Annotated in this window: 15 protein-coding genes; 1 reads left to right on the top strand and 14 read right to left on the bottom strand. The window is 65.5% G+C overall.

Annotation, left to right across the window (positions count from 1 at the left end; genetic code table 11):
• Window positions 1–240 precede the first annotated feature (240 nt).
• From ABC319_RS19365 to ABC319_RS19345, 5 genes are all read right to left on the bottom strand, one after another.
• On the bottom strand, window positions 241–852 hold the full coding sequence (locus tag ABC319_RS19365) for a DUF3800 domain-containing protein (RefSeq protein ID WP_413071902.1): 612 nt from the start codon (window positions 850–852) through the stop codon (window positions 241–243).
• A complete protein-coding gene (locus ABC319_RS19360; protein WP_413071901.1) occupies window positions 853–1371 on the bottom strand; it encodes a helix-turn-helix domain-containing protein in 519 nt (172 codons plus the stop codon). It abuts the gene before it with no gap.
• Between the two features lie 272 nt (window positions 1372–1643).
• On the bottom strand, window positions 1644–3062 hold the full coding sequence (locus ABC319_RS19355) for an argonaute/piwi family protein (protein ID WP_413071900.1): 1419 nt from the start codon (window positions 3060–3062) through the stop codon (window positions 1644–1646).
• Window positions 3059–4660, bottom strand: a complete 1602-nt coding sequence (locus ABC319_RS19350; protein ID WP_413071899.1) for an SIR2 family protein — start codon at window positions 4658–4660, stop codon at window positions 3059–3061. Before ABC319_RS19350 ends, ABC319_RS19355 begins: the two co-directional genes overlap by 4 nt.
• Window positions 4661–4796: 136 nt before the next feature.
• Window positions 4797–8261, bottom strand: coding sequence for a class I SAM-dependent DNA methyltransferase (locus tag ABC319_RS19345; RefSeq protein ID WP_413071898.1), 3465 nt, complete (start codon window positions 8259–8261; stop codon window positions 4797–4799).
• 458 nt (window positions 8262–8719) lie between these two features.
• Here ABC319_RS19345 and ABC319_RS19340 point away from each other — a divergent pair, with 458 nt between their 5' ends.
• The gene (locus ABC319_RS19340) at window positions 8720–8866 is read left to right on the top strand and encodes a hypothetical protein (RefSeq protein WP_413071897.1); all 147 of its coding nucleotides are present in this window, start codon (window positions 8720–8722) and stop codon (window positions 8864–8866) included.
• 82 nt (window positions 8867–8948) lie between these two features.
• On the opposite strand, the gene ABC319_RS19335 is transcribed toward ABC319_RS19340, so the two are convergent.
• The 9 genes from ABC319_RS19335 to ABC319_RS19295 all read right to left on the bottom strand — a co-directional run bounded on the left by ABC319_RS19335 (window position 8949) and on the right by ABC319_RS19295 (window position 18040).
• Window positions 8949–9452, bottom strand: coding sequence for a hypothetical protein (locus ABC319_RS19335; protein WP_413071896.1), 504 nt, complete (start codon window positions 9450–9452; stop codon window positions 8949–8951).
• 13 nt (window positions 9453–9465) lie between these two features.
• Window positions 9466–10266 (bottom strand): CsgG/HfaB family protein, encoded by an 801-nt coding sequence (locus tag ABC319_RS19330; protein ID WP_413071895.1) that lies wholly within the window; start codon window positions 10264–10266, stop codon window positions 9466–9468.
• 19 nt (window positions 10267–10285) lie between these two features.
• Window positions 10286–10630 carry a hypothetical protein gene (locus ABC319_RS19325; protein WP_413071894.1) on the bottom strand — a complete coding sequence of 115 codons (345 nt, stop codon included), beginning with the start codon at window positions 10628–10630 and terminating at the stop codon, window positions 10286–10288.
• A 19-nt stretch (window positions 10631–10649) separates the two neighbouring features.
• Window positions 10650–10859 carry a hypothetical protein gene (locus ABC319_RS19320; RefSeq protein WP_413071893.1) on the bottom strand — a complete coding sequence of 70 codons (210 nt, stop codon included), beginning with the start codon at window positions 10857–10859 and terminating at the stop codon, window positions 10650–10652.
• Between the two features lie 140 nt (window positions 10860–10999).
• Window positions 11000–11695, bottom strand: a complete 696-nt coding sequence (locus tag ABC319_RS19315) for a hypothetical protein (RefSeq protein ID WP_413071892.1) — start codon at window positions 11693–11695, stop codon at window positions 11000–11002.
• A gap of 294 nt (window positions 11696–11989) precedes the next feature.
• Complete coding sequence (locus ABC319_RS19310; protein WP_413071891.1) at window positions 11990–12229, bottom strand: hypothetical protein; 240 nt, start codon at window positions 12227–12229, stop codon at window positions 11990–11992.
• 2 nt (window positions 12230–12231) lie between these two features.
• Complete coding sequence (gene mobF / locus ABC319_RS19305) at window positions 12232–15309, bottom strand: MobF family relaxase (protein ID WP_413071890.1); 3078 nt, start codon at window positions 15307–15309, stop codon at window positions 12232–12234.
• Window positions 15310–15312: 3 nt separating this feature from the next.
• On the bottom strand, window positions 15313–17790 hold the full coding sequence (locus tag ABC319_RS19300) for a type IV secretion system DNA-binding domain-containing protein (RefSeq protein WP_413071889.1): 2478 nt from the start codon (window positions 17788–17790) through the stop codon (window positions 15313–15315).
• Complete coding sequence (locus tag ABC319_RS19295; RefSeq protein ID WP_413071888.1) at window positions 17783–18040, bottom strand: hypothetical protein; 258 nt, start codon at window positions 18038–18040, stop codon at window positions 17783–17785. Before ABC319_RS19295 ends, ABC319_RS19300 begins: the two co-directional genes overlap by 8 nt.
• Between the last annotated feature and the right edge of the window lie 245 nt (window positions 18041–18285).

Raw genomic sequence — 18285 nt, 5'->3', positions numbered from 1 at the left:
GACGTTAACGCCTCTGCGGTATGGGCACCCTCGTCCGGGCGTACTAGTAACGAACGTCCGGACCCCTTGTATCCGGCTCGCGTGCCGCGTACATGGAGATTGCAGGGAGACCTGCAAGGCGACTTGTCCCGGCCGTGTGTTGGGCGAGCGCCGTGGCTACCCAGGGTCTACAAGCCTTGGTTGCCGGCCACCACTCCCTGCCGAGTTCTCTGAGCCGCCCTTCGGGGCGGCTCTTTCTTTTCAAAGAAGCTCGATCCCGAAGCGCTCCCGCAATCCTCGGGCGTTGAACTCCTCAGCAACGATCCACTTGCGGGCATAAGCGACAACGTCAGCAAGCTGCAGTAGGCGAGACGCCGCCGAGTCCAATCGCACAACGCGATTGACGCCGCGAAACCGACCATCGTCCTGCCGTGCTCGCTCAAGCTCGCCAGCGAAGCTTGGATGATCATTGTGCTGGTTCACGTCGGTAACAACATCCACATTCGAGACGCTGTCCCGCCCCAGAACCGGGCGAAACCGCTTGAGGCCGATTTTCACCGTCTCCACCACAGCCTGAGCGTAAAGAACCGGCGGATCGCCTTTCTGGACGGGAAACTTCTGATTGATCATGACTACCCGATCGAGGTGAGAGCCAGCACGCAGGCGGTCGAGCAGGCCTTGGAGATAACCGTCCGAGAGGTTCACCGCATGGATCTCGTTGGCATTTGCCTCGAGCAGGTCACTGAAGCCCTTATCCAGACGTCCAGCCTCGCTCGCCAGCACGAACACCGCGCCGAGATGGAACGGCGCAGATCCGGCCGTCCCATACTCATCGATGAAACACAGGACCTTCTTGTTGAGCCGAACTGCCACTTAGGCCTCTTCTGAACTGGCGGTTGCGGTCGGCTTGCCGCGCCGGCGCAGACCTGGCCGAGCAGCTGCCTCGCGCTTTGCCCGCGCGTCCTCCGCGGCCTCACGGAAGTCGGGTTCGATCTCGGCCAGCTTATCGACCAGCCCCTGAAGATCATACTCGTTCGAGATCTTACCACGATGCGCGGCACGTCGCTCGATACGGCGCACCAAGCCCGCCTCCTCCAACTCCGCGATGTACCGCTGGACCTGCCGTTCGCTAAGACCGAGCCGCTGGGCGAGGTCCGCCTTTTTGGGAAACGGCTTACGGCCGGCATCCCACCAGAAGTCAGCGAGCTGGATGAGTACGGCAAGCTGGGTCGGGTTGAGCCCGAGACGCCGTTGCGCCCGCAGCAGCAAAGAGGGCAGGATGCAGAAGCCCAGGGCAATCACCTTGGCGCCCCACTTGTTCGCCGACCCGGCATTCCCTTTCTTTGGCTTGGCCGCCACGTCGGTCGCGGTAGTTTGGGTATTGTCACTCACGTCAGGTCTCCTTAGACCTCAGATGAGCCGCTTACCGTCGGGGAACAAGGGCGAGTGACCGGACACATAGACCTGGTCGCTTCCAGTCACTTATGACCGGTACGACAGGGTATACACGTCCGCTCTTAATAAGGACGTAGGGAATTCGGATAAGCTGGAAACGGATTAACCGAGTATCAGGGGTACCAGGCGCAGATGACCGGTCGGTTTCGCTGCTGACTTGCCAGCGCTGAGTTGCTCGGGATCCGGCTTAACGATCGTCGGAGCGCCGCTTACATGAAAAAGCGGAACTGGAACGGCGCACTGCCCAAGCGCGGCATGCGTTTGAGGACTCGGGCGAGCACCTTGGCGTAGCTCATGGTGACGGGCAGAGGATCGTAGAGCCCGTCGTTGTTCCAGTTCATCTTGGACAGCGCCAGCGCCGCCATTGCCGTATCGTCCCAGGAACCATGTCCGGCGTGTCGGACAAGGCGGATCGGTTTGGGCGTGCCTCGCCCTCCCTGCAGGTGTGGACGCTTGCCGAGGCCATCCACCGCACCGTGGATCCAGAGCAGGGCATCGCGCGGCCCGAGTTGAACCAGTGTACCCCGCTTGACCGGATAGGCAGCAGCCTCGTTCCGGCGGGGATTGTTAGGGTCCTGCTCCCACCACACCCCACGCCACCCAACCTCGTCGACGACCTGGATGAGATCAACCGCCTCGCACACCGGTAGCGCCTCGAAGCAGCCGGCAATCTCGTCATCTTTGAATTCGGTCGTCTTGTGGATCATGACGCGCCGAGGCGAGCGCCCGGCGTGCCGCCGCCTGTACAGTTCCAGCGATCGGGTAATCACGCGAAACATCTCGGCACGCGACAGAAACGGGTTCTCGCGTTGCACCTGGATTTCGTTGGTATCGAAAGCGATAAACTCCAGCCCCGCCCCGTCCTCGTCGAAGACCTGGCTGCAGCAGGTCACGAAGCGTGGGTTGCCGCTGTCGTCATTGCGGACGGCGTAGGAGATCCCGATGAAGGCCGTCTCCGCTTTGGTATCGGCCAGCTTCCAGGGCACGCCGCCTGCCTTGGCGTAGATGGCAAGGCCAATCCGCCACATCACGCTGGCTCGACATGAGTAGGACAGCGCGCGCCCTTCGCGCACGATCTGAATCGGCATGCCCCGGACCGCGGCGAAAGCTTTCAGATAGTCGTGCAGGTCAAAATCGTCATCTTGGCCGAAGAAGGCGGCCTCCCAGCGATCAGGCAGGTAGACGAACAGGACGTCGAACTCGGTGCGGAAGGCTTCCAGGGACCGCACCGCCTGGATGAGACGGTCAGCGAGCAAGGTCTGCGGCGCGGGACTGGCTGCCAGGTCACCGTCCAGTGCCGGCTCAAGCTCGACACGGCACTTGGCCGGCGCAGCGGTCACCCTCGTGTTGAACACCGCCGAGAAGCCAGGCCACTCGGGAAGATAGTCGGTCCGCTCCCGCGGCGAGAAGGTCCGGTGCAGTTCCTGCATGAAGCCGAACAGGCGGGTAGATTCCCCAGCCGGTGCGATGGTGGCGACACGAATGGGGCTGGGCACTTGCGAGGCAGAATATGGCCCGAACCGTTTGAGGCCGCGTAGCGGATGGATGTCCCGATCGCCGGTTCGCTCAGGATGGAACAGGAGCTCAGGCTCGGGGTACCAGACATGGGGTGAGACTTCGCTGCTCATGGCGTCACCCTGTATGAAAACGCGGTTCGTCGGCCCAAGCTGAAGGACGCGTCGATCCCGTCGCCAATCTCAAGCGCCCGGACGTTTTCTCCGGCAAACAGCCCCGTCCAGAAGTCAATGAGCTTGTCCGCATCGCGATTGTACCGGCGCGCGGTGCGCTCACGCGCGAAATCGGCTGCCTTCGCCCGGCTCGCGACGGAGCCGTCGTCCTCCGTGTCGATCCGGGGGTCTACCAACAGCCAGAGGCGATCGTCCGCCCAATCCAAGCGGATACCGAGGCCCTCGCGCCATTGTACAGTGCCCCCGTCGAGTTGGCCTCTAACAGGGCCTACCAGGGCCCGCAGCGGCGCCCATTGCTCGTCGATTGGATTATGCGGTGCCAAGATGTGAATGTTGCGTCGCCGCTTGGCATTGAGCCCATGTGCCCTGCACAGCCCGCGAACCAGCGCGTCTCGTAAAAGGCCTCGCTCGCCGGAGTCATAGCGTAGCCGCCGATCCTCGAAGACGGATAAGTCGAAATCCTCGATGTCGAACGGCGCGAAAACGCGACGGAACTCCTGGTCGGAGCCGAAACCGATAACGCCCCCGCTGGTCCGGGTGGCAATCAGATCCGCACTTGCCGCCAGTATGGCATCTCGGACCTCAGCTGCTCCGCCAATGCCGCAGACGATCCGGCGGGCATTGGTCGGGATGGACTCCACTTCGATCCCGTTCAACCGAACGAGTGGCCAATTGTGTTTGCCAGTCAGGGCCGGCGCGGCTGTCCACCAACGCTGCTTTTGGCCAAGGCTGTCGAGCGCGGTTGTGTCGAGGTCGGGCAGCAGGCGCACCAAGTCGCGAAGAGCTTCGTCCAGATTCTCGATCCTGACGAGACCGCAATCGACCCCGGCCGCGTGGGCGAGTTCGAGCAACCGGGTAACGCGGTCGAACGGCTCGTCCTCGCCGCGATGGAGCCAAAACAGGCCACCGGGAAAAGCGCCCGGTCGCTCCAGCGCCGCCTCGAATGCATCCATAATGGATGCATCGCGCCCGCTGTAGCCACCGACGATCAGGCCCGCTCGTCGGCAGGAGTCGACGAACACGTCCCTGAGCTGTGCGTCCTGGTGCCTGAGCTCGTCGGATGTGTTCTTGAGCCGGCGCGACCGGAAGTCACCGTGAAGCTTGATCTCGATAGGCCATTGCTGAGCATTGATCTTCTCTGCCGCCAGCTCGGGCGCGTCGAGGGCTATGACGCTCAGGGGCTTGGTGGTCCCATAGGTCTGCGCACAGGCATCTGCGACCAGATGGTCAAAGTTGGTGGTCCAAACGAGATGCGCATGCCCCGCCTTAAACAGTGCAGCCAGAGCTAGATGGCCGTACGCGGGCTTCGCACCGCCGATCATTCCATCAATGAACGTGCGCCGATCCTTCTCGGCGGGGTACGCAGCCTCGAAAAGCGCTGCGTACTCATCGGGAGCACCGGGCGGCGGCAGGCTGCCTGAGCCGCTGACATGGGCATTGAGCAATGCTCGTACGCTCGGATTGCTGGTGTCGGCGATGGTGGCAAGCGGAACCCGCCGCTGAGCGGCGTAGAGGATTTGCTTGAATTGCCAGATCATGTCCCAGGCGGTTGGTACGCCTGCCGATACGGATGCGCCGGCGCCTAAGAACCACATAAGTTGCCCAGGACGCAGCGCGAAGCGTCGCGCAAAGTCATCACTATCGACTTCAAGTCTCAAGTCATTCCTCTCACGCTCATGCCGCGTAGCGCCCATCATTTAGGCGGCGGGCCATGCCGAGGCCTGCAAGCGCATCGAGCACCGGGCGGACGGTGGCGGCGCGCTTGCCCTTGAAGCTGCGAGCGATGTCCGCTGCCGCCAGCGGCGCAGGAGCGGCGGCGAGGATCGACTGTACCGCGCCGACCTGCTCCGGCAAGGTCGCCGGCCAGGAAATGACGTTGCTGACCGGTGCCACCGCCGACGGGCCAAGATCGAGCGTGGCCGCGATCGGCGCGCGATAACCGGGGTCTTGGAACTCGGGGCGCAGGTAGCGGACCAGCCCACGCGCCTCCTCCGCCGCCCGTTCCTTGTTGAGCGCCACCAGGCGGCTGAGGATCGTCTCATCGCCCAGCGTACCAGCTCGATGCTCGTCGCCCCAGCCATAAGCGTCCGCTACGCTCTCATCGATGGCGTCGTGATGCTGGCGGATCAGCGTGACGAGCCCGCGATCGTGGATGTCGCGCTCCTGCGGCGTCAGCACGCGGCCTTCGCGCAGGGCTTCGAGGACGTTGTAGAGCTTGGTGAGCGTTAGGTCGGCATGCTGGGCGAGCACGCGCTTGCGGAGGGCATCCAATGCTTCGGCATCCGCACGGATACGAGCAATCAGCGACCCGGAAACGTCTGCCGGGAAGGGAAACGGATCGAAGCACTCCCCTATGTTGTAGTTCAAATCGTTGCCGACACCTTGCTTTGCTCCCCAAGCGATGCTCCAAATAGAGTGAAACTTGGAGCTCAGTACCGCGAGCGTCAATGCATCCGAAAGCGCGAACGCCACCAAACGACTTTCTGCGAGCGTTGTAATGTCGGTAAATGCGAACATGCGATGCTTTGCTGTCCGCGCGGTGATGACGTATCTATGAAGCCCTGCAAGAGCGGCTCTCAAGTCGTTCCTTGGCTCTCCGTATATCCACCAGCGATCCCGATATGACTTCCGAGCATTTGTCTGACGCTGAGGTAGCACAGCCGCATGAAGATGCTGATAGAGGCGGGGATGCTCCTCAACGAGGCTTCGCACCTCCATTCCATAAGCATCGATCGTATATAGCCCGCGGCCACCGGACGTAAGATCGCGCCCGCTTGTATAGGGCCGGATGATCGACGCGGATGAGGGCTCGAGATCAAGCAGTTTCTGACGTTCGCGTTCATCAATAATGAATCCCGAACCGATCAGGGTCGCTCCCAAGGACGCCAGTCCTGAATTTGCCCGTAGCGGCTCAGCCGAAAGCAAATCGGCTCCCACCTGCAAGTTTGCTCCGACCATCCCTACCTTTTCGCTCAGCACCTCGAGGCCCGGGGTCTTGCTCTCCGACTGAACCGCCAGCGCCTTCCCTGCTACCCTGGCGGAAGAAGCTACCGAAAGAGCAACCCGAACCGCCGCCGAGCCTGTTTCGTCAATCCAAGGGTGATCGGCTATCGCGAAGGCAATCGAGAAATCCTGCTTTCCGGCGAGGTGCTTCGCCACCACTTGCCGATTGAATGTCTGTGTCAGCGAGTTTGTGGTGATAAAGCCAAAGCGCTTAGCTTCGCCTGCCTGAACAGCTCTTGCCGCGACCTCCCACCAGTACATCACGAAGTCGACGGACTGTGGAATTCGCCAAGCGCTGAAGAGCGCGTCCACGTAGCCGCCGCCCAGTCGCTCCCGCATCCGCTTGTTGCCGATGAACGGCGGATTTCCAACGATGAAGTCCGCCTTCGGCCATGTCGCCGCACGCGAATTCGCGTAGCGATACACCTCCACCTGCGCCGCCTCGTCCGGGATTGGCTTGCCGGTGACCGGATGCGGCTTCATCGTCTCGCCATCCCAGCGAGTGACGGGTGCGCCGGAGGCGTCGCGCTCCAGCACGCGCTCGTCCCATGCGATCAGCGCGTCGCGGTTCTCGATGGTGCGGATGTCGCGCAGGATCGGTTCGGGCGGTGGACGGTCGGCGCCGTTCACGCGGAAGTGCCACTGGAGGTAGCCGATCCACAACACCAGTTGCGCGATGGCCGCGGCGCGTGGGTTGATCTCGATCCCAAGGAAGTTCTCCGGCGTGATCGTGTGGCCGGTCAGCTCGGCGAGATACTGATCGTCGCCAAGATCGACCAGGAGGTCGAGAACCTCGCCCTCCAGCTCCTTCATCCGCGCCATGGCGACGTAGAGGAAGTTGCCGGTTCCGCACGCGGGATCGAGCACGCGCGTCTGCGCGAGCCGGGTGTGGAAGGTCTCAACCGTGCGGCGTGCCTCCTCGGCCTTGCCCTGGTCGATGAGCTCGGTCGCGGCCACGCGCACGCCGGCCCAGTCGGCGCGCAGTGGTTCGATGATCGTCGGCCCGACCAGCCGCTCGACATAGGCGCGCGGCGTATAGTGGGCACCGAGCTTGGCGCGCTCCTTGGGGTTGAGCGCACGCTCCAGCAGCGTGCCGAAAATGGCGGGTTCGACCTCCGTCCAGCGATGCTCGGCCGCCTGGATTAGCACCTCCAGTTCCTCGGCATCGAGCGGGATGGCGGTGCGATCCTTGAAGAGATAGCCGTTGAACTTCCGGAGCGGCACGCCAAGCGCCGGGGAGAAGTCGCCGGCGTCCATCGCCGCCCACAATGCGGTGAGCTGGTGCTCGAGGTGCTGCGGCGCGCCCCGTTGGTTCTTAAGCAGGTTGGTGAAGCTCTTCTCGGGGATCAGCCCACTGTCTTCTGCAAACATCGTGAAGAGCAAGCGCATGAGGAAGCCGCTGGTGCGCTCTGCGGTGTGGCCGCGCTTTTCCAGCCGGCGAGCGACCGTGGCGAGCAGGTCGGCAATGTCGCGCGTGACACGGGCCGCACGGGCTGCGGGATCCAGGCTGGCGGGCACGTCCCAGATCGCCGCCAGCCGCTCGCGCACCTCCGGATCGCGCAGATCGTCGAGCATGATGCGGTATCGAGAGCGATCGGGAAACTGAGCGTACGACTTCCCGGTCCCGGTGAAGTCGGCATAGACCTCGATGCAGTAGCCGATGTCGGCGATGAGCAGGAACGGCGGCCAGCCATGGTCCGCCGGCAGCGCCTTCGCATAGCGCTCGGCCTGACCCTTGGCCTGCACCATCGCCTTGGCCCAACCGGGCGTGCCGCGCCGTGCCGTGCCCCGCTTTAGGCGTGTCGACGCCGTCTGGCCGAAAAGGTCGAGATCGTCCTCGCCGCGCTCAGCCGCGGCGCGATCTGCCTCACTTCCCTGCTTGGCCTCAAGGATGAACGCGCCTCGCTTATAGCAGTCGATCCGGCCGAAGCTGACGGTGCCGTCGCCATTGTCCTGGAACACGCGACGCTCGAAAACATAGTCGTTCTGGGCATCGTCGGTGCGGCTGCCGCGCGGCGGCTCCACTCCGATCAGCCGGCACAGTCCGTTGATGAAGCTCTGCGTGTTCGCGAGCTCCGACCCACCCGTGTCGCGCCACTCTGTGATGAACTGTTCGACGGCAGAAGTTTCCCCCATGCGAGCACCTTACGGTGCCGACAGCGCGCGGGGCAACAAATCGATGCTGATAAGGGAAAGTAGATCGGGGTGCGCCAAGCGACCAACGGGTGTCCGGTCTTGGCGAGCAGCAGAGCGGCGCTGAACGGCCGGCAATGGGTTCCGTGTCGAGGTACTGCCCCAGCGGGTATCTGGGATCGCTTCATCGCATAAGGAGTACGGTCGCTCGCGGCACTGATCGTCGAGGAGTTGCTCCGCCGAAAACGACTGTGGGCGCGGAAACTAGTTTCCGAAGACCGGCAACTTCTTTCCAGCCGAGGCTGACAGCGACCGACCCGTAGCTCCGGGGGTGAATCTGGTCAGCGGTCGCCTGGAACGACAACGGCACGACCTGGTCGCCGAACGAGGCAGCGACCGTCGCCACTACGCGGGCGGCGGAAGGGTGATATGGGAGCAGCCACGTCACCCGCGCCGCTGCCGTGCGGCGTCGCACCGCCATCAGGTTGCGCGCGAGCGCCGGGTTCATCGGATCGTTCGACCCGATCGCAAGGAGAGCATGGGCGGCGGGCGGGCTGCCGCGCCACGTGCGCGCGACGTCGGACGAGCTGGCGCCGACCCGCGCGTGAACCTCGCATCGGATCCCTTGCGCAGCCAAAGCCGCGGCGGTGCCGACCCCGGTGCTGTCACCGATTATGAGGCACAAGGGGATCACCGGGAACCTGCCCGAACCGTGAAGGGCGGCACGCCATCGGCGCGCGCCGGCGCGAGCGCCATCAGCCCGCAGACGGCAACGAAGCAGCCCATCGATCCCCATGCTATCTTCGCCAGGCCGAGGCGGCGGCCCCCGCGCCCCTCCCGAACCTTGCGCCAGCTCCGGTCGACGCGGGTCCGCCACGACAGGTAGCCGTCGGCGACATCGCTGGCGCCGAACAGGGCAATGGGGACTGCGATTGCGAGTACGATCGCGCGCACTCCTCCTCCCGAACTCAGCACTGACGTGAAGCCGATCACGGCAAGGAGCGCCGCGAACGCGTGGATCGCGGCGTAAAGCGGAATGATGCGGAAACGTCGCCGCTTAAGAATGGACCGATAGATCGCGAGCGGCCGCTGGCACCGCTCACAATAATGCAGCCTCTTCCCCGGCGTCCAGGGCAGGAGCCCGGTGGAGCAGTACGGGCATTGGGTGAGCCCGAAGCGATCCATCATGTTCACGGCGAGGCTCGTCCTACCGGCGCGGCGCCGTGGAGGGCACCGCTGGTTGGCTGGTCGCGGGTGCCGGAAGCGTCTGCGGAGCCGGCCTCAGCCGTGCCGCTAGACGCGGCTGTGCGCCGGTGATCAGCTTGCGGTAGGCGTCCAGCATCGCGAGCGACGTGATCTTGCCGATGTCGGTGGAGCCGTAGGTGCCCGCGAGCGCGCCGACGCCGAGGCCGAGCAGCAGCCCGCCCCCGACTACGCCGATGTCCTTCTTGCGGGCCGACCCGCTGGCGACGGCCTCCTGAATGCCCGTGTCAACGTCGACGAGGGTGAGCAGGACCTGGCTCTCCAGCGTCTTCGACTTCAGACCCACGGCTCCGCCAAAAACGCCGCCCACGCCACCGCCGGACTCCCGCGATTTCGCATCGGAGTAGACGACCTGCACCTGCAGGAGGTAGTCCGCCTTGGTGATCTGCCGCGCCGGCGCGGATGCGCCCGCGATCGCGCGTTCGCGCTCCAGCGCGGTGAAGGCATCCCCTCTGTCGGCGACGCGGAAGCAGCCGCTGCGGGCAGCCATCAGCTTCACGAGGGGCAGCGGGTCGACATTGGCCGTGCTCCCGCCGTTCTGCATCTGCGCCATCCGCATGAGAGCCTGCAGCTGAGGGGACAGACTGTCGGTCGGGTTGGCGGTCTTTTGCTCGACCAAGGCGGCGACGCCCAGCGGAGTGTCGCAATGCGGCAGAGTGGAGGTGTCGTCGACCCCGGTGCCGCCCTGACCGAGCTTCTGCGCCGAAACGGTGGAAGGGGTGACGGCCGCGAGAGCGGCCGTCACGGCGATCAGGACAGTCCGGTTAAGCACCGGCGAAGCTACCCTTATTCGCGGCTCCGTGCTTGGTCGGGTCACAGATGCCTGCCTTCTCCTCGGCGGCCGTGATCGTCGCCTTGGCCTTGTCGCAGTCGGCGCAATCCGCGCAGTCGGGGCAGTCGTTGCAGTCGCCCTTCGCATGAGCGGCCGCGCGGGCGCTGTAACGCGCCTTCTTCAGCACCGCGCGATCTGCGGCGTCCGGCCCGCCCTTCTCGCCGGCAAAGCTCGCCATGGCGAGCAGGACCGGGCTGCCGGGAGCGGCGCTGGCGACAGCGGGCATGCCGATGGAAAGCGCGACGGCTCCCAGCGCGGCGAGACGATGTAGTTTCATGGTCGTACGTGCTCCCTCTTCAGAAAAAGCCGGTGCGACGGCCGTCGCGCCGGTCGTTGTGGCGGCTGCCACTATCCCCGAGGGCCGACCGCCGGACCTCGAGCTCCACGCCGTCTCCCTTGCGAGAGAGGCGGACGTCCTGTGGGGCGATGTTGTTTCGCTTCGCCCAGCGATCTGCGTCGGCCTCGGAGCCGAACTCGCCCATTTCCTCAAACTGCCATTGGCTCATGCGGTCACCTCGCGCGGCGCCGCCCCTTCCCCACGCACGCAGGGGGGCGCCTTGATTGTGGGAAGCTGCGTGGTCGGAGTGGCGGGCCAAATCGCGATCGCGGCTGGCTAGGTGCTGGCGCTTGTTGGCAAGAGCGCTGGTCATTGCAGCGCCTCCGGATCGCTCAGCATGGGCCGAGTAGGAAGATTGCCGTCGACGCGGCGACGGAGATCGATCCCGTTCCCCCCGCCCTTGGGGAAGGTCATGAGCTGCACCACAGTCTCGTATTGGGTGTTGGGACCGAAGTAGTCCGTGGTCCCGTGCCACTTCCGACCTTCAACTATCCGCATCCGATAGGTCCCCTTAGGAGCGGGGATCACCACCTTGTCGTTACTCGCGACGTAGACCGAAAGGACGTGCTCGTCGGTATCAGGGTCGAATAGCTGAACCACGGCGTTCGCGTCGCTGGTCTGTACGGACAGACGGCTCGTGATCCGCTTCCGCGCGAGATTAGGTGCAACGGTCACGCTTCCTGACTCGGGGAACTCGATCCCGGGCTTTAGGTCGGGCATCCAACCGCCGCGCTTGGCGTCGAAGTACATGGGGACCAGGTACGTCGAGAGGCACAGGATCGGGATCAGCCAGCGCGCGTGGCGAAGAACAGCAGGTCGCCGCCCGCGATAGCGACCCTGCTGATAGGTGTGCCCACGGTTCTTCCGCTCGAACCAGGCACCCCCGCTCGCGGCAGGCTGGGCGGTCTGGCCGATCCAGCTGGCGGAGCCTAGCGGAACGTCCCGCTTTCCCCCCTGACGCTGACGGTAGCGATCGCGCATGTAGTCGCGGTCATCGAGGCCCATGCGATGCCTCCGTTGAAGAGACGAAGGTGCCGCCCTCCGTGTGGAGGCTGGCACCGATCAGACCGCACGCTACCGCCCAGGCAAGCGTGAATAGCCCCGCAGAGGCTCCCAGGAGCCCCAGGAGGCGTCGGCGCGACCGTCGTGGCCTCGACAGTGCGGAAAGCCCCGGCGAGCTGCTGTAGGATGCCCGCGCGGGCGCAGCCGCAATGTCGATCGCATCGGCCGACGGGCAGTAAAGCCGGGTCGGGCGCTGCCGAGGCGCTCGCTCCCGCATATATGGGCGACCGGCGAGGCTCACGCCGCAGTCACCGTCGGCGGCGCAGCCTGCTTTCGGGCGAGTGCCCGCTCGATCGGGCGTACCACGGCGATCAGGACCGCATACACCGCGCAGAACGAGAGCACGTCGGCCCCCCATGCCACCGCGTGCTGGTGGCGCGCGTCAGCGCTGCACTGCGCGATCGTGTGCGTGCCGAGGTCGCAGGGATGCCAGTGCTTGGCGGTGAGGACCTGCTCCCAGGTCGGCTTTGCGTGCATGTTCATAGCTCCAGTCCGATGTCCTTTTCGGGGAAGGGTAAGTCCGGCCCTTTCGGTTCGACGTTCACTCGGATGCTGGTGAGATCGAGCGAGGGGTTGTTGCGGAGGTCGGGCTTGGCCGGAGCGCTCTCCCCGCCCGGTGCCGGCGGGCCGGCGCCGCCAAGCTTCTCCGGGCCGCGGTCGAGGTCAGGCGGCAGGGTCGGGTTGAAGGTCGCGCCGGCGCTGCCTTTGGTCGGCTCGCCATTGTTGCCGTGCTTGCCCGGGTCGACCGACAGCTCGCCTACGGTCTCGAGGGCGGATGTCTTGTTGCCCTCGTTGCGCTCGATCGCGAAGGTCAGCTTGTCGCGGTCGTCGGTGAACAGCCGGACGTCGTCACGGACGCGGGTGACGGTGACGTTGAAAAGGCGTTGGTTGGAGAGGTTGCTCTCCTTGTGCGACATGACGGCGATAGCGGTGTCGGCGGTGACCCCCTGCGCCGCGTGCATGTTGAGGGCATAGGCGAGGCTGATGCGCTCCATCATCGGGTCGCCCGGCTTTAGCTCGTGGACCTTGCCGTCGGCGCTCTCGACCTTGATCCCGTTGCGATGGGCCGAGAGGACGCGCGCGACCTCGTTGTTGTTCAGCCCGCGCTCCTTGTCGTTCTGGGTCCAGCGGATCTTGTCGCCTTCGTGGAGCTTGATCTGCTCGCGCTGGGCGAGCTGCATGGCGTCCGTCTTGTCGAGAGGTGAGATGCGCTGCGGGTCGAAGGTTCGGAGGCGGTTACCAATCATGACCTGGACCCGGCCCTTGGCGTCGACGCCCACCACCTCGAACGTCCCGCGCGGAAGCCCGAGCTCGCGGATGGCGTGGCGAAGATCCACCACCTGGCCCGCCTCGTAGGTCTGCGGGTAGCGAAGCTCCTCGCGGGTGTGGTTCACCTTGTCGAGGACGCTCAGCTCGACCCCTTCGCCCTTCAAGGTGCCTTCGGTGGCCAGGCCATCCTGGATCCGGATATTCAGCTCGGCGCGCGCCTTGCGGCCGGAGGAGAACATCGCCGTCGCGCCGCGCTCCTCGGGGGTCAGCTTCAGCCAGTGGTCGGCCGCGGCCTTCACGTGCTCGGGATTGGCGATCAGCTTGTCGCCCAAGACCTGCATCGCCTCGCGCACGGCGCCGCGGTTGGTCAGCGCCGCGACGGTGCGGAGCTGCTCGGTGCGCTGCCGGAGGTTCTCGTCCATTCGCGCCATGCTGATGCCGCCCTCCTGGGCGACGGCGAACGCCTTGCCGGCGTCGACGGCGGTGATCTGCTGGCGGTCGCCGATCAGGGCGAAACGGTCGACGCCGAGCGCGTTCGCGATCCCGACCAGGTGCTTCATCTGGTCGCTGCCGACCATCGACGCCTCGTCGAGGACCAGCACCGTGCCGGCGAGTTCGGCGCGCGCGCCGTCGTAACCGGTCCCGCGCCCCGCCAGCGCATGGCTCGCGTAGCTATGGACGAACGAGGACACCGTCCGGGTCTCGATGCCGGTTTCCGCTCCCAGCCGGTCGGCCGTCGCCTTCATCAGCGCCAGGCCGACCACCTTGCGGCCCTCCTGCTCGGCGTTGCGCGCGACCGAGGAAAGCATGGTCGACTTGCCGGCGCCCGAGACGCCCTGGACGGCGACGATGCGGTCGGCCGAGGTGAGGATGAGCGAGGCGGCCGCGAGCTGTCCGGCGTTGAGCTCCTTGTCGCCGGACGCGGCGTGGAGGCGGTCGAGCACCTTGTCGGCGGGCACGATCGGCGCGACGGAGCCCTTGCCGTGCTCGATCGACGCGATGATGCCACGCTCGGTCGCGAGTGCGTCGGGCGTCGTGACGTGGGTGACGACGCCGTCGATCCGGTCGTTCTTTCCCGGGATCAGCTTCTCGTCGCGGATCAGCTGCGACACGCGTGCGTCGATATGGGTGGCGGTTACGCCCTTCAGGCCGAAGTTGAGGGCGGTCTGGGTGACCTCCGGAACGGAAAAGGCCGCCTCCCGCTGGGCATGGTGCCGGATCGCGGAGGCGACGGCGTGCTGCGCGCGCATGTCGACGGCCGAGATGCGGAGCCGCTCGAGGCCGCTGCTCACCAGCGGGTCCTTGGCGGAGAACACCTCGCCGAGAACGGTCGCGATCCCGGCGATCGTCTCGCGGGCGCGTTCCAGTGTCTGACCGCGCGTGTCCTGGCGGTCGCTGCCTGCGCGTGCCTTCGCCTCGTCAACGAGGGCCTTCCCGTCGAACCCGAGTTCGCGCGCGCGACCCTTCCAGTCGTCGCGCAGCACCTGTCGATCCTCGACGTTCAGCTTGGGGTCGCGCGACCGCTTGGTGACCTCGCGCAGCGCCTCGGGCGAGGTGATGTTAAGCTTGCCGGCCCGGTCGAGGATCTCCTGGCGCCGCTGGCTGAAGGCGTAGATCACGGCCTTCGGCACGCCGTTGATCTCGAACTGCCCGTGCTTGCCGGTGACGCTGGTCTCGTAGCCGAGCTTGGCAAGCTCGGCCCGGAACTGGGCGTGGTAGGCCGCGCCGATCGTCGTGTTGTTCTTCCAGAGCTGGCCGTTGTGGAGCGCCTGCCACGCGCCGTTGGCCATCTTGGTCATGTTCGCGATCAGGACGTGGATATGGCCCTGCGGGTCGAGCGCCCGGCTCGTGTCGTGCTGGAACAGGGCGTAGACCAGGTTGCCGGTCCGCACGGGCTCGCCGGACTTCGTGCGCTCGTAGGTGCGCCCTTCGGCAAACTTCGCCTCGACCCAGGTCATGGTGTTCTTGACCGCGGTCATGTGCGCGGCCAGCACGCGCTCGTCGCCGGCGACATAGGCGAGGATGCTCGCGGATTTCGGCATGGAGAAGGTGAGGTCGACGCCGGATTGCCGGTTCTGGACCTGCCCGACCTTCTCGCCGCTCGGCAGCTCGCCGTTCAGGGTCTTCTCGAACGCCTCCTTGGTCACCTCCCCTTTCAGCCCGGCGTCGACCGCGCCGACCCCGCCCCAGGCGGTCGCCTCGGAGGAGTGCTCGGCGGTGTAGTAGTCGTCCTTGGCGAAGTAGTTCGCCGCGCCCGAGGCGGACTTGACGGAGGCGACCGACAGCATGGATCAGTCCCCCATTCCGTAGCCGTCGTCGAGCCCGTGATCATGGTCGTGGCCGCGGTGATGATGCGCGTTCGGATCGAGCGCGATGCCGTCGCGCAGCTCGCGGATCACCTGGTCCTCCTGCCGGTCCTCGCCGGGCGTCTGGCCGCCACGCGCCGCGCCTTTCGCGGTGCCGTCCGACCGGGACTGGTCGCTCATGTCCGAGCCGGACCGCGCCCCGATCGCCGACTTGCCCATCCCTCCCAGCGAGGCATCGATCCCGCCCCGGACGCCGGGGGCGACGGGGGTGTTGCCGCTTGGCTGCGTCGGCGTCGTGGCGCTCTTCCCGTCGACGATCGAGGCGGGCTCCCCGGGGGTGGCCGGTGCCGTCCCCGGCTGCTGGACGATCGGCTGGGCCTGGATGATCTCGATCGCCGATGCCGCCTGCTCCGCCTCGCTCCTGACCCGCTGCGGCTCGGGCCTCTCCATCACCGGCTCAGCGCCGTTCAGCGGCCGGTTGGGCGTGTGCTCCGTCCCTCCCTCGCCACCCTCTTCCGCGCGATTGTTCCTGCGTCGCCGGTCGTCCGGCGACACATATTCGGTCGGCTTGAACTCGGGTCGCGGCGCGAAGCCGACGGCCACCTCGGGATAGTTCTTCCACCGCAGCTCGATTCTCGTGGCGGGGAAGCCGTCGGGGAACTTCACGAACCCGTGGAGGGACGGAAGGTTGTTGATGTCGTCCGGGATGACCAGTGGCTCGATCGCCTTGCGCGGGGTGAGCGTGGAGGCGTCGCGGGTGTTGTTATAGCCGTAGCTGTAGGCCTCATCCATCTGGCGGACCTCTCGGCTGCCGATGAACTCCGAGCACTTCTCGGCGGTGGTGCGGTCGGCGGTCGCCAGGATGAGCTTGGTCCGGGCGAGCCCGGTCAGTGCCGTCGCGTTCTGGAGCCCGTAAGTGGCGACCAGCTTGTCGAACGAGTGGATGCCGAGGACGAACGCCCCGCCGTAGTTTCGGGCGCTCTGGAGACCGTGCTCAATCGCGGGAAGTGCGTGGAGTGCGTGGACCTCGTCGAAGAGATACCAGGTCCGTAGGTCGCGGGTCTTCGGCAGGCGCATGAGGTTGTTGACGGCGAGGTCCATCCACAAGGTGAACAGGCCGCGCGTCATCTCCAGGTCGTTGTAGCTCCCGGTGATGAACATGATCGAGCCGTCGCGGTGCTGGGTCGAGATCCAGTTCCGGATGGAGAAGGCCGGCGGGCCGCCTGGGACCGGGTCCGGCATGAAACGGATCGCCTGTCCGTTGACGTTGAGGACGGATCGGATGGACTCCGCCATGCGAGCCGCCTTCTCGGTGGTCAGTGGCGCGGCCACCGTGTCCTCCAGCTTGGCGTGAATCGACTTCAGATCGGCCTGCATGAGGTGGTGGGCGATGGCGGCGTTCGTGGTCTCGCCGGCTTCCTGCAGCTTGATGCACATCTCGATGAACAGCATCCGCGCCGCGTTCTGCCAGAAGGGCTCCTTGTCGTCCGGATGCGACGGGATCAGCGCCGCGGCGGCGGAGACGAAGTCGGCGTAGTTGCGACACTCGTCGAACAGCGTCCAAGGAGCGCACCGTTGGTCCATGGGGTTCAGGACGATATCGGTTTCGGGATTGTAGAACGCCTCCATGAACGCGCCGGTCAGGTCGAAGATGACGGCCCGGTGCTTGCGCTTGCGGAGCTGGGTGACCAGCGAACGCAGCTGAGTCGTCTTGCCGGTGCCGGTCGTTCCGATCATCATCGTGTGGCTCTGCTCGAGGCGCCACGGGTACGGGATGCCTGCAATCGAATAGGGTGTGTGGATCCCCAGCTCGACGCGGTCGGGGAGGCTGAGCTGGGCGACCATCGCCGGGTTGCGTGGCGTCGCACTCGACCGGCATTCGTTCTCGAACTGGTCGTTGTTGTGGGCCTTGATCTCGCGCAGCAGGACCGGACGCTCCACGAGCATGGCACCCCGCTCGTGGCGCTCTTTCAGGATGTCGCTGCCGCGTTTGTTGGCGAAGGTGATGAACCACATGATGATCGGCGCCGCGACGATCGTCGCCACGACCAGGCCGGCCCAGATGATGCGGAGTGTCTTCGCCCATGCTGCCGCCACGGCGGGGTGATATGGGACGTAGCCCATCGGCACATGCGCCACGCTTCCGTTCGGAAGCGTCAGGTTGATGAGGTGGTATTTGTCGGCACCGACCCATGTCCAAAGGGTCGAGTAGAGGCGCATCAGATCGAGCTGGAACTCGTGGTCGTCGAGGCCGAGCCAGACGAAGATGTTGAACAGGACGACGAAGGTCCCGACCCAGATCCAGAGCGGGATTTTGATCCCCGCCCAGGTCATCTGGTATTGGTGGGAGAGGAGCTGCGAGCCGCGGGTGAAATTGTCCGCGTTGCGGGTGATCCGGCCGCGCGCCGAATGATGCTCGATCGTGGCTGCCTGGCCGCTGAAACGGATGTCGTTCCTACGCATGGTAGGTCTCCAGCCGCTGCTTCGCGGCTTCGAGAAGCTCGGCGACGACGTCGCCGTGATCGCGGGTGATGATGACGTCGATCGCCGCCTGCATGTATTCCAGCAGGAGCACCGCGCGGGTGACGTTGAAGGTGTGCCCCGCTTCAGCGAACCGGATGCCTTGCATCAGCGCGGCGCGCGCGGCTTCGGCTCGGGAGAACCCGTGCTTCAGCGCAACCTTATCGAGGGCGTTCCAGTCCGCGCCGTTCAAACGGAGCGTCAGTACCTGGTGTCGGTCTGTCATCCCAGTCCTCGTCGTTGGCGAGGGCTGGTGGGGTTTTCGCATAGCTACAATCGCGCAATCTGGGGGTCCGCGCAAGCCTATTCTGGTATCGCCCGGGATACGGGAAAGTCAGGCGAAAGCAGTAGGTTAGGCCGGGGGTGGCGTTGGTATCGCCCACGATACCCGGTATCGCCCGCGATACCCAGGCGATTACAGTCACTTAACCTTGCGGT

The sequence above is a fragment of the Sphingomonas phoenicis genome, from assembly GCF_047238005.1.
GTDB lineage: Bacteria > Pseudomonadota > Alphaproteobacteria > Sphingomonadales > Sphingomonadaceae > Sphingomonas.
Note: the sequence above shows the minus strand (reverse complement) of the source record. Positions and strands in the feature narration are given on the sequence as shown.

Bases quoted from the DNA above. Each gene is read 5' to 3' on its own strand.
- ABC319_RS19355 (WP_413071900.1), bottom strand. From the start codon at position 3,062: ATGAGCAGCGAAGTCTCACCCCATGTCTGGTACCCCGAGCCTGAGCTC.
- ABC319_RS19350 (WP_413071899.1), bottom strand. From the start codon at position 4,660: ATGATCTGGCAATTCAAGCAAATCCTCTACGCCGCTCAGCGGCGGGTT.
- ABC319_RS19345 (WP_413071898.1), bottom strand. From the start codon at position 8,261: ATGGGGGAAACTTCTGCCGTCGAACAGTTCATCACAGAGTGGCGCGAC.
- ABC319_RS19325 (WP_413071894.1), bottom strand. From the start codon at position 10,630: ATGAAACTACATCGTCTCGCCGCGCTGGGAGCCGTCGCGCTTTCCATC.
- ABC319_RS19320 (WP_413071893.1), bottom strand. From the start codon at position 10,859: ATGAGCCAATGGCAGTTTGAGGAAATGGGCGAGTTCGGCTCCGAGGCC.
- ABC319_RS19315 (WP_413071892.1), bottom strand. From the start codon at position 11,695: ATGGGCCTCGATGACCGCGACTACATGCGCGATCGCTACCGTCAGCGT.
- ABC319_RS19310 (WP_413071891.1), bottom strand. From the start codon at position 12,229: ATGCACGCAAAGCCGACCTGGGAGCAGGTCCTCACCGCCAAGCACTGG.
- mobF (WP_413071890.1), bottom strand. From the start codon at position 15,309: ATGCTGTCGGTCGCCTCCGTCAAGTCCGCCTCGGGCGCGGCGAACTAC.
- ABC319_RS19300 (WP_413071889.1), bottom strand. From the start codon at position 17,790: ATGCGTAGGAACGACATCCGTTTCAGCGGCCAGGCAGCCACGATCGAG.